The 15,585-nt window shown below is 55.6% G+C and carries 15 protein-coding genes; 12 read left to right on the forward strand and 3 right to left on the reverse strand.

What is annotated here, in order from left to right:
* The first annotated feature begins 3 nt into the window (after nucleotides 1-3).
* The 6 genes from ubiJ (at nucleotide 4) to tatD (ending at nucleotide 4,947) form a co-directional block, all read left to right on the forward strand.
* A complete protein-coding gene (gene ubiJ, locus LQK91_RS19345; RefSeq protein WP_008926453.1) occupies nucleotides 4-609 on the forward strand; it encodes a ubiquinone biosynthesis protein UbiJ in 606 nt (201 codons plus the stop codon).
* The gene (ubiB, locus tag LQK91_RS19350) at nucleotides 606-2,243 is read left to right on the forward strand and encodes a ubiquinone biosynthesis regulatory protein kinase UbiB (RefSeq protein ID WP_008926454.1); all 1,638 of its coding nucleotides are present in this window, start codon (nucleotides 606-608) and stop codon (nucleotides 2,241-2,243) included. The genes ubiJ and ubiB overlap by 4 nt, the downstream gene beginning before the upstream one ends.
* A 109-nt stretch (nucleotides 2,244-2,352) precedes the next feature.
* On the forward strand, nucleotides 2,353-2,607 hold the full coding sequence (gene tatA, locus LQK91_RS19355; protein ID WP_008926455.1) for a twin-arginine translocase TatA/TatE family subunit: 255 nt from the start codon (nucleotides 2,353-2,355) through the stop codon (nucleotides 2,605-2,607).
* 3 nt (nucleotides 2,608-2,610) lie between these two features.
* Nucleotides 2,611-3,312: a Sec-independent protein translocase protein TatB gene (gene tatB, locus LQK91_RS19360; RefSeq protein ID WP_078805033.1), complete on the forward strand. Its 702-nt coding sequence runs from the start codon at nucleotides 2,611-2,613 to the stop codon at nucleotides 3,310-3,312.
* Nucleotides 3,312-4,070: a Sec-independent protein translocase subunit TatC gene (gene tatC, locus LQK91_RS19365; protein WP_008926457.1), complete on the forward strand. Its 759-nt coding sequence runs from the start codon at nucleotides 3,312-3,314 to the stop codon at nucleotides 4,068-4,070. The genes tatB and tatC overlap by 1 nt, the downstream gene beginning before the upstream one ends.
* Before the next feature lie 94 nt (nucleotides 4,071-4,164).
* Nucleotides 4,165-4,947 carry a 3'-5' ssDNA/RNA exonuclease TatD gene (gene tatD, locus LQK91_RS19370; RefSeq protein WP_039658603.1) on the forward strand — a complete coding sequence of 261 codons (783 nt, stop codon included), beginning with the start codon at nucleotides 4,165-4,167 and terminating at the stop codon, nucleotides 4,945-4,947.
* Here tatD and rfaH read toward each other — a convergent pair.
* A complete protein-coding gene (rfaH, locus tag LQK91_RS19375) occupies nucleotides 4,944-5,432 on the reverse strand; it encodes a transcription/translation regulatory transformer protein RfaH (protein ID WP_008926459.1) in 489 nt (162 codons plus the stop codon). The genes tatD and rfaH overlap by 4 nt on opposite strands.
* Before the next feature lie 240 nt (nucleotides 5,433-5,672).
* Between rfaH and ubiD the strand changes: the two genes are divergently transcribed.
* On the forward strand, nucleotides 5,673-7,157 hold the full coding sequence (gene ubiD / locus LQK91_RS19380) for a 4-hydroxy-3-polyprenylbenzoate decarboxylase (RefSeq protein ID WP_008926460.1): 1,485 nt from the start codon (nucleotides 5,673-5,675) through the stop codon (nucleotides 7,155-7,157).
* Nucleotides 7,158-7,198: 41 nt separating this feature from the next.
* Nucleotides 7,199-7,900 (forward strand): NAD(P)H-flavin reductase, encoded by a 702-nt coding sequence (fre, locus tag LQK91_RS19385; protein WP_008926461.1) that lies wholly within the window; start codon nucleotides 7,199-7,201, stop codon nucleotides 7,898-7,900.
* A gap of 80 nt (nucleotides 7,901-7,980) precedes the next feature.
* On the opposite strand, the gene fadA is transcribed toward fre, so the two are convergent.
* Both fadA and fadB read right to left on the reverse strand, forming a co-directional pair.
* Nucleotides 7,981-9,144 carry an acetyl-CoA C-acyltransferase FadA gene (gene fadA, locus LQK91_RS19390; protein WP_008926462.1) on the reverse strand — a complete coding sequence of 388 codons (1,164 nt, stop codon included), beginning with the start codon at nucleotides 9,142-9,144 and terminating at the stop codon, nucleotides 7,981-7,983.
* A 10-nt stretch (nucleotides 9,145-9,154) separates the two neighbouring features.
* Nucleotides 9,155-11,338, reverse strand: a complete 2,184-nt coding sequence (gene fadB, locus LQK91_RS19395; RefSeq protein WP_008926463.1) for a fatty acid oxidation complex subunit alpha FadB — start codon at nucleotides 11,336-11,338, stop codon at nucleotides 9,155-9,157.
* 187 nt (nucleotides 11,339-11,525) lie between these two features.
* On the opposite strand from fadB, the gene pepQ reads away from it, so the two are divergent.
* From pepQ to hemG, 4 genes are read left to right on the forward strand one after another with little or no spacing between them, the layout of a single operon-like run.
* Nucleotides 11,526-12,857 (forward strand): Xaa-Pro dipeptidase, encoded by a 1,332-nt coding sequence (gene pepQ, locus LQK91_RS19400; protein WP_105100017.1) that lies wholly within the window; start codon nucleotides 11,526-11,528, stop codon nucleotides 12,855-12,857.
* Nucleotides 12,857-13,474 carry an IMPACT family protein gene (locus tag LQK91_RS19405; protein ID WP_008926464.1) on the forward strand — a complete coding sequence of 206 codons (618 nt, stop codon included), beginning with the start codon at nucleotides 12,857-12,859 and terminating at the stop codon, nucleotides 13,472-13,474. Before pepQ ends, LQK91_RS19405 begins: the two co-directional genes overlap by 1 nt.
* Nucleotides 13,475-13,506: 32 nt before the next feature.
* The gene (gene trkH / locus LQK91_RS19410; protein ID WP_004571219.1) at nucleotides 13,507-14,958 is read left to right on the forward strand and encodes a Trk system potassium transporter TrkH; all 1,452 of its coding nucleotides are present in this window, start codon (nucleotides 13,507-13,509) and stop codon (nucleotides 14,956-14,958) included.
* Nucleotides 14,959-14,975: 17 nt separating this feature from the next.
* Nucleotides 14,976-15,509, forward strand: a complete 534-nt coding sequence (gene hemG, locus LQK91_RS19415; RefSeq protein WP_039658599.1) for a menaquinone-dependent protoporphyrinogen IX dehydrogenase — start codon at nucleotides 14,976-14,978, stop codon at nucleotides 15,507-15,509.
* The last annotated feature ends 76 nt before the right edge of the window (nucleotides 15,510-15,585 follow it).

Below are 15,585 nucleotides of genomic sequence, written 5' to 3' on the forward strand. Positions count from 1 at the left end.
GTAATGAACCTGATGCCCTTGATTACCGCGGGCCTGGAAACGGCGCTGAACCGTATTCTCTATCGCGATCGCGGCCTGAAACCGGCGCGGCAACGTCTGAATGGCAAAGTGCTGACGCTGCGCCTGACTGAGTTCTCTTATCCGCTGGTGCTGGTTTTCAGTGAACAGCAACTGGACGTGTTATCGGACTGGCAGGATAGCAGTGACTGCACGGTGATCACCTCGCTGAAAACGCTGACGAAGCTGCGCGATCGCCAGCAGCTGACGCCGCTGATTCGCAGCGGTGAGCTGCAGGTTGATGGCGACCTGCAGGTAGTGCAGCAGTTCTCCGCGCTGATGGATCTGGCTGAGCTGGACCCGGCAGAATATCTGGCTCCCTGGGTAGGCGATATCGCCGCACAGGGCATCAGTCAGCGCTCGCAACAGGCATTCCGCTTTTTCACAGGCGAAGTGCAGCGTCGCCAGGATTATCTCGGACAGGCTATCACCGAAGAGTGGCGTGTTGCGCCTGGCTCGCTGGAATTAGCCTGGTTTTCTGAGGAGGTCGACGCGATGGAACGTTCGCTTGAGGCGCTTGATGCGCGTCTGGCGCAGCTGGAGGCAAAATGAGTTTTGGAGAGATCCGCCGCTTATATCTGATCATGAAGGTGTTTCTGACCTATGGCCTTGATGAACTGATACCTCAGACACGCCTCACATTCCTGTTTCGCCTGTGGCGTCGCTCTGTTTTCTGGATCCCGAATCTGCATCAGCATGAACCCATCGGCGCACGTATGCGCATGGCGATGGAGCAACTGGGTCCGGTCTGGATCAAGTTCGGGCAGATGCTCTCGACCCGTCGGGATCTCTTCCCGCCGCTGATCGCCGATCAACTCGCGATCCTGCAGGACCGCGTAGCGCCCTTCGATGGCGTCAAAGCGAAAGCGCAGATTGAAGCCTCAATGGGCGCGCCGATTGAAACCTGGTTTGATGATTTTGATATCAAGCCACTGGCGTCGGCATCCATTGCACAGGTGCACACCGCCACGCTGAAATCGACCGGCAAGAAAGTGGTGATCAAAGTGATCCGCCCCGATATTTTGCCGGTGATCAAAGCGGACATGAAGCTGATCTATCGCCTGGCCCGCTGGGTTCCGCGTCTGCTGCCGGATGGCCGCCGTCTGCGTCCGGTCGAGGTGGTGCGCGATTATGAGAAAACCCTGCTTGATGAGCTGAACCTGTTACGTGAAGCAGCCAACGCCATTCAGCTGCGCCGGAATTTTGAAGACAGCCGCATGCTCTACGTACCGGAAGTCTATTCAGATTACTGCAGCGAAACCATGATGGTGATGGAGCGTATCTACGGCATTCCGATTTCTGACGTTGCTACGCTGGAACGCCATGGCGTGAATATGAAGCTGCTGGCTGAACGTGGCGTGCAGGTCTTTTTCACCCAGGTCTTTCGCGACAGCTTCTTCCATGCGGATATGCATCCGGGCAACATCTTTGTCAGCTATGACCATCCGGAAGATCCACAATATATCGGCATTGACTGCGGTATCGTGGGTTCACTGAACAAAGAAGATAAGCGTTATCTGGCGGAAAACTTTATCGCGTTCTTTAACCGTGATTACCGTAAGGTCGCGGAACTGCACGTAGACTCCGGCTGGGTGCCGCCCGATACCAATGTCGAAGATTTCGAGTTTGCGATTCGTACGGTCTGCGAACCGATTTTTGAAAAGCCGCTGGCTGAGATCTCCTTCGGACATGTGCTCCTGAACCTGTTTAACACCGCACGCCGCTTTAACATGGAAGTGCAGCCGCAGCTGGTCCTGCTGCAAAAAACGCTGCTTTATGTGGAAGGGATTGGCCGTCAGCTCTATCCTCAGCTCGATCTGTGGAAGACAGCCAAGCCGTTCCTGGAAGAGTGGATTAAGGATCAGGTCGGTCTGCCGGCCATTATCCGTGCGGTGAAAGAGAAAGCGCCATTCTGGGCTGAAAAGTTACCCGAGCTGCCCGAGCTGTTTTACGACAGCCTGCGCCAGCACAAGTTGCTACGGCATAGCGTCGATAAATTGGTGGGTGATATGCACGCACAGCGCGTTCGTCACCATCAGGCGCGCTACCTGTTTGGCGTCGGGGCAACGTTGCTGTTAAGCGGAACGGCTGTACTGCTCACCCGACCGGACTGGGACTTCTTCCCGGCGGTGTTAATGGCGGCGGGAATCGTCTCCTGGTTAATCGGCTGGCGTAAGACAAACTGATTGTCACGTCCGTCTAAAAAAAGGTAATGTCGCTGGCTCAGGCCCGGTTGAAAAGGGCACTCTGTGGTGCATTACCTCATCGTTTTCACAGAATATTAGAGGCTATCTCATGGGCGGTATCAGTATCTGGCAATTGGTAATCATTGCCGTCATTGTTGTACTTCTGTTCGGTACCAACAAATTACGTAATCTGGGTTCGGATTTAGGTTCTTCGATTCGTGGCTTCAAAAAAGCCATGAGTGACGAGGACGATAAAAAGGATCAACCGAAAGAGCAGGATGCTGACTTCGCGGCCAAAACGCTGGCTGATAAACAGCACACTTCGGCTACCAAAGAAGACACCAAGAACGACAAGCAGGTGTAAACCGTGTTCGATATTGGTTTTAGTGAACTGGTATTAGTGTTCGTTATCGGGCTGATTGTACTCGGCCCGCAACGTTTACCGGTTGCGGTGAAAACCGTAGTCGGCTGGATCAGGGCGATTCGTTCGCTGGCAGCCAATGTGCAACATGAACTGGCGCAGGAGCTCAAGCTGCAGGAGCTGCAGGACAGCCTGAAAAAGGTGGAAGAAGCGAGCCGCGGCACGCTCTCACCTGAGCTGAAAGAGTCGATGGAAGAGCTGCGTAAAACGGCGGATTCAATGAAACGCTCGGTCAGTCAGAGCATCGACATTGAAAAAGAGGAAGACGAGGCAAACACCATTCACTCGGCCCAGCACAGGCCCGTGTCTCATCCTGCTTCAGAAGCAGGAGACGCATCTGAGTCTGGCACGGCGGAACTTTCGGCGACACCGGCTACCGCAGAACATCAGGCCAGCGCGCCAGCACAGGCCCCTGCTCCGGTTTCAGACGCTGTCACGGCTGTGCAACCTGCTGCGGCACCTTCCGCTGTTGCCACTGCCCCGGCACAGGCTCCGTCAGCCGTTTCATCCGCGCCGGCTGTGCAATCTTCTGCCGCACCTGCCGCCGTGGCCAGCGCACCGGCACAGGCGCCTGCGGTTGAAGCCGCCAGACCGGCCAATACTGCGCGACATTCCGCTCCACCCTCTTCTGCAAGTGATGAACGATAATGGCCGTTGAAGATACTCAACCGCTCATCAGTCATCTGATTGAGCTGCGTAAGCGACTACTGAATTGCATGATCGCAGTATTAGCGATTTTTCTGGTGCTGGTTTTCTTCGCCAATGATATTTACCAGCTGGTCGCGGCACCTCTGATTAGCCAGATGCCGGTTGGATCGAGCATGATCGCGACTGATGTCGCCTCACCGTTTTTCACCCCGATTAAGCTGACTATCATTGTGTCGGTGTTTCTTGCGGTGCCAGTGATCCTCTATCAGGTCTGGGCATTTGTCGCTCCGGCGCTATACCGGCATGAGCGCAGGCTGGTTATGCCACTGCTCTTTTCCAGCACTTTCCTGTTCTATTTCGGCGTAGCGTTTGCCTATTTTGTGGTCTTTCCGCTGGCATTTGGTTTTTTCACCAAAACCGCGCCGATCGGTGTCACCGTTGCGACAGATATTGCCAAATACCTCGATTTTGTCATGACGCTGTTTATGGCATTTGGCGTGGCGTTTGAAGTGCCGGTGGCGATTGTGTTGCTGTGCTGGACCGGCATCACCAGTCCGGACGATCTGAAGAAGAAACGTCCTTATATTCTGGTGGGTGCCTTCGTCGTCGGGATGTTGCTCACACCGCCGGATGTTTTTTCCCAAACTTTGCTCGCTATTCCGATGTACTGCCTGTTTGAAGTCGGCGTATTCTTTTCCCGTTACTACGTGGGTAAAGGCCGCCGGTCACAGGATGAGGACGAGAACATCGACTCCTGATGCCGACAGCGTTACCGTTACCCGCACTGGCGGGAAGCGATCAATCCAAACCGCCCTGATGGGCGGTTTTTGTTTATAAACTGTGGGAAAAATTATGTTTGATATCGGTGTAAACCTGACCAGCACGCAATTCGCCTCCGACCGGCAAAAGGTGGTTAAACGCGCGCGTGATGCGGGCGTCACCGGCATGCTTATTACCGGCACTAATGCGCTGGAGAGCCAGCAGGCTCAGCGGCTGGCTGAAGCGCAACCCGATTTCTGCTGGTCTACCGCAGGCGTTCATCCTCATCATGCCAGCGAATGGTCCACGGACATTGCCAGTACCCTGCGTCGACTGGCTGAAAAACCGGAAGTGGTGGCTATCGGTGAGTGCGGGCTCGATTTTAATCGCAACCTGTCGGCGCATGAGCAGCAGGAGTATGCGTTTGATGCACAGCTGGCACTGGCGGCGGAACTCAACATGCCGGTGTTCCTTCACTGCCGTGAAGCCCATGCACGTTTCGCCGCGGTGCTTGAACCCTGGCTGCCAAAATTGCCGGGTGCGGTGATTCACTGCTTTACCGGCACGCGTGATGAACTTGAAGGCTGTCTGGCCATGGGATTATCCGTGGGGATCACGGGCTGGGTGTGCGATGAGCGTCGTGGTCTGGAACTGCGAGAGCTGCTGCCACTGATTCCGGCCGATCGTCTGCTGCTGGAAACCGATGCGCCGTATCTGCTGCCACGCGACATGCGTCCGCGCCCGACTTCACGCCGGAACGAACCCTGCTTTTTACCGCATATTGTGCATCAGGTGGCGACATGGCGTGGGGAGAATGCTGAGGAACTGGCGGTCCGCATTGATCAGAATGCGCGGACGTTGTTCAGACTGGCTTAAAGCTTGCGGAACTGCTTGTTATCCACACTGCGCATCACCTGCTTGTTCAGCAGATTAAGCAACAGAATCGAGCGTGTTTCACCATCCGGCTCGGCAAAGATGGCGCGCAGCCCCTCAAAGGTCCCTTCAGTGATAACCACTTCGTCGCCGCTTTGAGGGGTTTCCGGATCAAGCAGGATTTGCGGGACATCAGTCTCCAGCGCTTCAATCACGGCCGATGGCACGGTCGCAGGTGTGGTGCCGAAGCGCACAAAGTGGCTGACACCGCGCGTGCTGCTGATGGTCGTGGTGTGAATCGCTTCCGGATCGAATTCAATAAACAGATAATTTGGAAACAGTGGCTCACTCACCGTGGTACGTTTTCCGCGCACGATCTTTTCCAGAGCGATCATCGGACTCAGGCAATGCACTTCCTGCCGCTCCAGATGCTCCTTCGCGCGCAATAGCTGTCCACGTTTGCAATAGAGTAAGTACCAGGATTCCATAACTGCTCCCATTGAATGGACGCTAAGAATAGCAAACCTGCTGCCAGAGTTATAGCGCAGGGGCAGGGTAAAGCGTCCTGCAAAGAAAATAAACTGAGACTTTTCTTAACAGGCCGGCTGGCAGGTGAAAAGGTAACTGAAAATTGACGTCTGCTTAAGAGGCTGCACTATAAACCTCAGCATATCCGCTTAATCAGACCTATAATGGCCGATTCACTCTGGCCGGAAAGCTAAAGCCGCATGAAATATCACGATTTAAGAGACTTTCTCGCGCTGCTCGAACAGCGCGGTGAGCTAAAGCGCATTACCCAGTCGATCGATCCCGAACTGGAAATGACCGAAATTGCCGACCGTACACTGCGCGCCGGTGGTCCCGCCTTGCTGTTTGAAAACCCGAAAGGGTACGACATGCCGGTACTGTGCAATCTGTTCGGCACGCCAAAGCGCGTGGCAATGGGCATGGGCCAGGAGGAGGTCAGCGCACTGCGTGAAGTGGGTAAACTGCTGGCCTTCCTGAAAGAACCGGAGCCGCCAAAAGGCTTCCGCGATCTGTTCGATAAAATGCCGCAGTTTAAGCAGGTTCTGAACATGCCGACCAAACGGCTGCGTAATGCACCCTGTCAGGAGGTGGTGTTCAGTGGCGATGACGTTGATCTGACGCGCATTCCGGTGATGAAGTGCTGGCCCGGTGATGCGGCACCGCTGATTACCTGGGGCCTGACTGTGACGCGTGGTCCCCATAAAGAGCGGCAGAATCTTGGTATCTATCGGCAGCAGGTGATCGGCAAAAATCGTCTGATTATGCGCTGGCTGTCGCACCGTGGCGGTGCGCTTGATTATCTGGAGTGGACGAAAGCGCATCCGGGTGAGCGTTTTCCGGTGTCGGTGGCGCTGGGTGCCGATCCTGCCACCATTCTTGGTGCCGTGACGCCGGTGCCTGATACGCTGTCAGAATATGCGTTTGCCGGTTTGCTGCGCGGCAATAAAACAGAAGTGGTGAAGTGTCTCTCGAACAATCTCGAGGTGCCTGCCAGCGCTGAAATCGTGCTGGAAGGATATATCGAAGCGGGCGATATGGCGCCGGAAGGCCCTTACGGTGACCACACGGGCTACTACAATGAAGTAGATAGCTTCCCGGTGTTTACTGTGACGCATATTACGCAGCGCCATAAGCCTATCTATCACTCAACCTACACTGGCCGTCCACCGGATGAACCTGCGGTACTGGGTGTGGCGCTGAATGAAGTGCTGGTGCCGATTCTGGTGAAGCAGTTCCCGGAGATCGTGGACTTCTATCTGCCGCCAGAGGGTTGCTCATACCGCCTCGCGGTTGTGACAATTAAAAAGCAGTACGCAGGGCATGCCAAACGTGTCATGTTTGGCGTCTGGTCGTTTTTACGGCAGTTCATGTACACCAAATTTGTTATTGTGTGTGACGATGACGTTAATGCGCGTGACTGGAACGATGTGATCTGGGCGATCACCACGCGTATGGATCCGGCTCGCGATACGGTATTAGTGGAAAATACCCCGATCGATTATCTCGATTTCGCCTCGCCTGTGTCCGGGCTGGGATCGAAGATGGGGATGGATGCGACCAACAAGTGGCCGGGTGAAACGCAGCGCGAATGGGGTACACCCATTGTGAAAGACCCTGCGGTCACCGCGCGCATTGATGCCATCTGGGATGAGCTAGGTATTTTTGATCAGCCGCCACAGCGTTGATGGCGAGCACAACCATAAAGACGACCCGACAGAGGGAACGCATGACAACGTTAAGCTGTAAAGTAACTTCAGTTGAGGCGATTACCGACACGGTCTATCGCGTTCGCCTGATCCCTGAAGCGGAGTTCAGTTTTCGCGCGGGACAGTATCTGATGGTAGTGATGGATGAGCGCGACAAGCGTCCGTTCTCACTGGCTTCAACGCCGATGGAAAAAGATATCATTGAGCTGCATATCGGCGCGTCCGATCTGAACCTCTATGCCATGGCCGTTATGGATCGCATCCGTAACGATCGCCAGATCACGGTTGATATGCCGCACGGCGACGCCTGGTTGCGCGAAGAGAGCACTAAGCCGCTGATTCTGATTGCGGGCGGCACCGGTTTCTCCTATGCCCGTTCAATTCTGCTTACCGCGCTGGCGGAACAGCCAGAGCGCGATATCGCCATTTACTGGGGCGGACGTGAGCTCAAGCATCTGTACGATATGGACGAGCTGGATGCGCTGGCAGTCAAGCACCCGAACCTGAAGGTGATCCCGGTCGTCGAGCAGCCCGAAGCGGGCTGGCAGGGTCGGTCAGGCACGGTCCTGACAGCCGTGATGCAGGACTTCAGCACGCTGAGCGAGCATGAGATCTACATCGCCGGACGGTTTGAGATGGCGAAGATTGCCCGCGATCGTTTCTGTGCCGAGCGTGGCGCCGTAGAGTCACAGATGTATGGCGATGCGTTTGCCTTTATCTGATTCCCGGTAGCAGGCTGTAGCAGACAGAAAAAACCCGCCGGTTAACGGCGGGTAAATCTGACAAAGTAAGACTCAACGTATTACAGACGCTCGAATACGGTCGCAATCCCCTGACCCAGTCCGATGCACATGGTAGCGAGTCCGAAACGGGCATCGCGTCGTTCCATAATATTCAGCAGTGTGGTGCTGATGCGCGCGCCGGAACAGCCCAGCGGATGGCCTAAAGCAATCGCACCGCCATTCAGATTCACCTTTTCATCCATCAGCTCCAGCAAACCTAAGTCCTTGATGCAGGGCAACGTCTGCGCGGCAAAGGCTTCGTTCAGTTCAAACACGTCGATATCACTGACGCTTAACCCCGCCCGTTTCAATGCCAGTTTACTGGCCGGAACCGGTCCATAGCCCATGATCGACGGATCACAGCCGACCACTGCCATGCTGCGGATGCGGGCGCGTGGCGTCAGCCCCAGTTCACGGGCGCGTGATTCACTCATGACCAGCATGGCGGCTGCACCATCTGACAACGCCGACGACGTGCCCGCCGTGACGGTGCCATTCACCGGATCGAAGGCGGGTTTGAGCGCCGCCAGTCCTTCGGCGCTGGTCTCCTCGCGGATCACTTCATCAAAGTCATAGCGTTTAAGAATGCCGTCGCTGTCGTGTCCATAAGTGGCGACAATCTCAGTGGCGAAGTCGCCGCGCTGGGTGGCCTGCCATGCGCGCTGGTGCGAACGCAGGGCAAACGCATCCTGCTGCTCCCGGCTGATATGATGCATACGTGCCAGCATCTCGGCAGTTAAGCCCATCATGCCTGCGGCTTTGGCGACGGTGCGTCCCAGGCCGGGATGAAAATCCACACCGTGATTCATCGGCACGTGCCCCATGTGCTCCACGCCACCGATCAGGCAGCACTGTGCATCGCCCACCATAATGGTGCGGGCCGCATCGTGCAGCGCCTGCATTGACGAACCGCACAGCCGGTTAACGGTAGTGGCCGGTACAGAGTGCGGGATTTCGGCCAGCAGCGCGGCGTTACGCGCGATATTAAATCCCTGTTCCAGCGTCTGCTGTACGCAGCCCCAGACGATATCGTCGAGCGAACTCGGATCCACTGCCGGGTTGCGGCTCAGAATTTCGCGCATCAGGTGCGCAGAGAGGTCTTCAGCGCGCACGTTCCGAAAGGCTCCGCCTTTTGAACGTCCCATTGGCGTGCGCACCGCATCAACAATCACCACATTTTCCATCTTTTTGCCCTCAGGCGCTTTTCAGCGCGGCTTCATCAATCGGTTTAGCGGCGGGATACCAGCTTTCATGCTGATGGGCTTTCTGCACCAGCAGCGCAGGCAAGGCATAGAGCCCACCGAGCGCGCTATAGCGGCGTGCCTGATCGACCACATTACTGTTGCCAAGGGTATCGAGATAGCGGAATGCGCCGCCACGGAACGGCGGGAAGCCAAGGCCGTATACCAGCGCCATATCTGCTTCAGCGGGTGAGGCGATAATCTTCTCTTCAAGGCAGCGCACCACTTCATTCAGCATCGGCAGCATCATGCGGTTCAGGATCTCTTCGTCACTGAAGACCCGCGCGGGCTGACAGACCTGTTGCAGCAGTGTGTCCACCTCTGCATCGGGCACTTTCTTCAGCTTGCCTTTTTTATCCTCTTCCCAGCGCCAGAAACCTTTGCCATTTTTCTGGCCAAAACGACCGGCATCAAACAGCAGGTCAATCGCATCACGATAGTCATGCTTCATACGATCCGGGAAACCGTCCGCCATGACGCTTTGCGCGTGATGTGCGGTATCGATGCCTACCACATCCAGCAGCCAGGAGGGACCCATCGGCCAGCCGAACTGTTTTTCCATTACTTTATCAATCTGGCGGAAATCAGCGCCGTCGCGGAGCAGCAGGCTGAAAGCGGCGAAGTAGGGGAACAGCACCCGGTTAACAAAGAAGCCGGGACAATCATTCACCACGATAGGGGTTTTGCCCATTTTGCTGGCCCAGGCCACCACTTTACTCAGCGTGGCTTCACTGGTTTTCTCGCCACGAACCACTTCAACCAGCGGCATACGTGGCACCGGATTGAAGAAGTGCATGCCACAGAAGTTTTCCGGGCGTTGCAGCGCCTGCGCCAGCTGGCTGATAGGAATGGTCGAGGTATTGGAGGCCAGAATCGCGTCTTCACGCAGATGCTGTTCGGTTTCAGCCAGCACTTTGGCCTTGATCAGCGGGTTCTCAACCACGGCCTCCACCACCACATCGGCCTGATCAAAACCGGCATAATCGAGTGTGGGCTGGATAGTGGCGATCACACTGGCGAGTTTGTTGCCGTCGATTTTGCCGCGTTCTAACAGCTTATTAAGTAACTTACTGGCTTCGTTCATCCCCAGGGTTAGCGCCTGTGGGTTGATATCTTTCATTCTGACCGGCACGCCTTTCCACGCAGACTGGTAGCTGATGCCGCCACCCATAATGCCTGCGCCCAGTACTGCCGCCTGAGCGGGGGCGCCGCTTTCGCTGCCACGCTTTTTCGCCAGGCCTTTGACGTACTGGTCGTTAAGGAAGATGCCGACCAGAGCGCGAGCTTCATCAGACTGCGCCAGCGGCACAAACGCCGCGGTTTCAAGTTTCAATGCATCGTCACGGCCAAGGCTGGCCGCCGCTTCAATGGTTTTCACTGCCATCAGCGGGGCGGGATAGTGTTTACCTGCAGTCTGCAGCACCATCGCTTTCGCAATAGAAAAGCTCATGGCTGCTTCAATCGGGCTGAGTTTCAGCGGAGCCAGTTTCGGTGCCCGGCGCGCGCGCCAGCTGCCATCAGTGGCGGCGGCTTTGAGCATGGTGATCCCCGCCTCGCGCAGTTTTTCGCGAGCGACCACGGCATCGACCAGACCGAGTTTCAGGGCGGCATTGCCATCAACATCTTTGCCCGCCGCAATAATTTCCAGTGCACTGTCGGCACCCAGCAGGCGTGGCAACCGCACGCTGCCACCAAAGCCAGGCATGATGCCAAGTTTGGTTTCCGGCAGGCCAATGCGGGCGTCCGCAGTAGCAATACGCAGATCGGTTGCCAGCACACACTCACATCCGCCACCCAGCGCATAGCCGTCAATGGCGGCCAGGGTCGGCACGGGTAAATCTTCCAGACGATTGAAGATGCTGTTGGCATAGCTCAGCCACTGGCTCAGCTTTTCGGTGGGTGCATTAAACAGTGAAAGGAACTCGGTGATATCCGCACCCACAATAAAAGCAGGTTTAGCGGAGCTCAACAGCAGGCCGCGAAGATCTGGCTGCTGCTCCAGCACTGCAATTGCCTCGCCCAGACTGGCGACAGTTTGCGTATCAAGCTTGTTGACTGAGCCTGCAGCGTCAAAAACCAGCTCGGCGATACCATCGTCCAGCCAGTGAAGTGTAAGGTTAGCGCCTTGGTAGAGCATGTGCGTCTCCTGAAACCGCGAAAGGTGATCTGGTCATACCAGATGATCGTGAGTGTGGGAGGGATGTTAATTATTTGCAAACTGCTCTTTGCTTATTTGCTAACAAGATCACAGCCGTGTCGACATCAGCAACTGCGCAAGGGGTATGCTAAACTTGCGGCCATTTCGCGACACTGGAGAGACGTCAATGGATTCACTGAAGACCTTGTATCACGCGCACATCGCCACGTTGCAACAACGGGCGCAGCAGGTGCTGGCACGCAATAAACTGGATGCGATGTTGATCCATTCCGGTGAGTTGTTGACGGTGTTTCTGGATGACCACACTTATCCGTTTAAGGTGAATCCGCAGTTCAAGGCCTGGGTGCCGGTGACACAGGTTCCCAACTGCTGGCTATGGATTGATGGCGTGAACAAACCGAAACTGTGGTTCTACTCTCCGGTGGATTACTGGCATAACGTTGAACCTCTGCCGGATAGCTTCTGGACTGAAGATGTCGAGGTTATCGGCCTGAAAAATGCGGATGAGATTGCGCAGTTGCTGCCTGCACAGCGTGATAATGTCGCTTATATCGGCCCGATCAACGCACGGGCGGCACAGCTTGGTATCGCCTCCGGCAATATCAATCCTAAAGCGGTGATCGACTTCCTGCATTTCCATCGCAGTATCAAAACAGATTATGAACTCGCCTGTCTGCGCCAGGCGCAGAAGCTGGCAGTGGCGGGTCATCGCGCAGCGAAAGAGGCGTTCTCGGCGGGCTTAAGCGAGTTCGATATCAACCAGGCGTATCTGACCGCGACCGGTCATCGCGATACCGATGTGCCGTACGGCAATATCATTGCGCTGAATGAACACGCTGCGGTGCTGCACTACACCCGGCTGGATCATCAGCCGCCGGCGAAACGCCACAGCTTTTTGATTGATGCGGGCGCTGAGTATCTTGGCTACGCCGCCGACCTGACCCGCAGCTATGCGGCGCAGAGCAGTTCGCTCTATGCCAGAATGGTTGAGGCGATGAACGCGGAAGAGCTGGCGCTGATCGCCACGCTGAAAGCGGGCGTGCGCTACACCGATTATCATCTTCAGATGCATCAGCGTATTGCGAAGATGTTGCTGAAGTTTGAGCTGGTGCAGGGCATCAGCGAAGAAGCGCTGGTGGCTGAAGATCTGACCGGGCCGTTTATGCCACATGGGCTGGGGCACCCACTGGGTCTGCAGGTGCATGACGTAGCGGGTTTTATGCAGGATGATCAGGGCACGCATCTGGCCGCGCCTGCGCAATATCCTTATCTTCGCTGTACCCGCGTGCTGCAACCGGGCATGGTATTAACCATCGAGCCAGGCTTCTATATTATTGACCCATTACTGGCACCACTGCGTGCAGGCCGTTTCAGTCAGCACTTTAACTGGCAGGCTATCGATGCACTTCGGCCTTATGGCGGAATTCGTATCGAGGATAACGTGGTGATCCATGCGCATCGCGTTGAGAACATGACCCGCGATCTGCATCTGGCCTGATGGAAGCCTTTGATATTCCCGCGGTGCCCGTGAGCAGCAGTGAGGAGACGATCAAAAAGAGTCGCTTCATTACGCTGCTGGCGCACACCGAGGGGGCAGAGGCGGCGCGCGCCTTTGTCCAGCAGGTCAAAAACGAGCATCCGGCTGCCCGGCATCACTGCTGGGCATGGGTCGCGGGCGCGCCGAATGATTCTCAACAGCTCGGCTTCTCTGATGATGGTGAACCTTCGGGTACAGCAGGGAAACCGATGCTGGCGCAGCTGATGGGCGCGGATATTGGCGAGATTACTGCCGTGGTGGTGCGTTACTACGGCGGCATCATGCTGGGAACCGGCGGCTTAGTGAAAGCCTATGGTGGTGGCGTTCAGCAGGGGCTTAAGCTGCTGCCACGACAGCGCAAAGTGCCGATGAAGCTGTTCACTCTGCAATGTGACTATCCACAGCTCAGTGATGTTGAACGGCTGGTACAGCGTTTTGACGGTAAGGTGACCGACAGTCAGTTTCAGGATCGCATTGCGCTGACGCTGGCTGTACCTTACGGACAAATCGACGGATTTAAAAAAAATCTGTCAGACTTTAGTCGGGGTGCATTATCGCTGATCCCGCTCACACCCTGATGTTCATCTCTATTATTTAAAGGAACGGCTGAATGCACTTTCGCGCCATTACCCGCATAGTCGGTCTGCTGGTGATCCTCTTTTCAGTGACGATGATTTTGCCCGGCCTGGTCGCATTGATTTATCGCGATGGCGCGGGGCGGGCGTTTAGCCAGACCTTTATGATGGCGCTGGTGATCGGCTCGCTGCTGTGGTGGCCGAATCGCAAAAAGAAAACCGAACTCAAACCGCGGGAAGGGTTTCTGATTGTCGTGCTGTTCTGGACGGTGCTGGGCAGCGTAGGGGCCATGCCCTTTATCTTTGCCGAACAGCCCCATCTTTCCGTGACGGATGCGTTCTTTGAATCTTTCTCTGGCCTGACAACGACCGGGGCCACTACGCTGGTGGGGCTGGACTCGCTGCCCAAGGCTATTCTCTTCTATCGACAGATGCTGCAGTGGCTGGGCGGTATGGGAATCATCGTGTTAGCGGTGGCGATATTGCCGATTCTGGGCGTCGGAGGTATGCAGCTCTATCGCGCTGAAATGCCGGGGCCGCTGAAAGATAATAAAATGCGGCCGCGTATTGCCGAAACAGCGAAAACACTCTGGCTGATCTATGTTCTGCTGACGGTGGCCTGTGCGCTGGCATTGTGGCTGGCAGGCATGCCGGCCTTTGATGCTATTGGTCACAGCTTCTCGACCATCGCGATTGGCGGCTTCTCAACCCATGATGCCAGCATCGGCTATTTTCACAGCGGCACTATCAATACTATCGTGGCGGTGTTTTTGCTGATCTCAGGCTGTAACTACGGCCTTCACTTTGCCATGTTAAGCGGGCGCAATCTGCGCGTGTACTGGCGCGATCCTGAATTCCGCATGTTTATAGGCGTTCAGCTGACGCTGGTGTTGATCTGCACGCTGGTGCTCTGGTTCCACAATGTTTACGACAGTGGCTGGCAAACGCTGAACCAGGCCTTCTTCCAGGTCGTTTCCATGGCCACCACGGCAGGATTCACGACCGACAGCATCGCACGCTGGCCCTTGTTCCTGCCGGTGCTGCTGTTGTGCTCCGCCTTTATCGGCGGCTGTGCCGGTTCAACCGGCGGTGGCCTGAAGGTTATCCGCATCCTGCTATTATGCAAGCAGGGTAACCGTGAGCTTAAGCGTCTGGTTCACCCGAATGCGGTCTACACCATTAAGCTGGGGAATCGGGCATTGCCTGAGCGTATCCTTGAGGCCGTATGGGGATTCTTCTCGGCTTATGCGCTGGTGTTCCTGGTCAGCATGCTGGCGATCATTGCCACCGGTGTCGATGACTTCTCGGCATTTGCTGCCGTTGCCGCGACGCTGAATAACCTCGGGCCCGGTTTAGGGGTTGTGGCCGATAACTTCACTTCAATGAATGACGTGGCGAAATGGATTCTTATCTCCACCATGTTGTTCGGGCGTCTCGAGGTATTTACCTTGCTGGTGCTGTTCACGCCTACTTTCTGGCGTGAATAATTAATAAGGATGCTGATATGAAAGCGCTGATTCTCTATTCCACCCGCGACGGACAAACAAAGAAGATTGCCTCTTCTATAGCCGAGATGATCCGTCAGCACCAGCCATGCGATGTGCTGGATATTCAGGATGCCGCTCTGCCTGACTGGGCGCAGTATGATCGCGTGCTGATTGGCGCCTCTATTCGCTACGGTCATTTCCAGCCGGTCGTCGATAAGTTCGTAAAGCTTCACCTCCCTGCATTGCAGCAGCGTACCAGTGGTTTCTTTTCGGTAAACCTCACGGCGCGCAAACCTGAGAAGCGTTCTCCTGAAACGAATGCTTATACGCAGAAGTTCCTGGCCAGCTCGCCGTGGCAACCTGATTGCTGTGCCGTGTTTGCGGGCGCGCTCTATTATCCGCGCTATCGCTGGTTTGATCGCGTCATGATTCAGTTGATTATGCGTATGACTGGCGGTGAGACCGATTCCACAAAAGAAGTGGAGTACACGGACTGGCAGCAGGTACGCACTTTTGCTAATGATTTTGCACAGTTACCAGGCAAATCGTAGCGAAATAGCGCGATTTGATGAAAATTACTGCGAACAGTAATCTTTTCGCAATAAACACTTGTCAGTCCGCGCGAAC

Source organism: Pantoea sp. MHSD4 (assembly GCF_021043305.1).
Lineage (GTDB): Bacteria > Pseudomonadota > Gammaproteobacteria > Enterobacterales > Enterobacteriaceae > Pantoea > Pantoea eucalypti.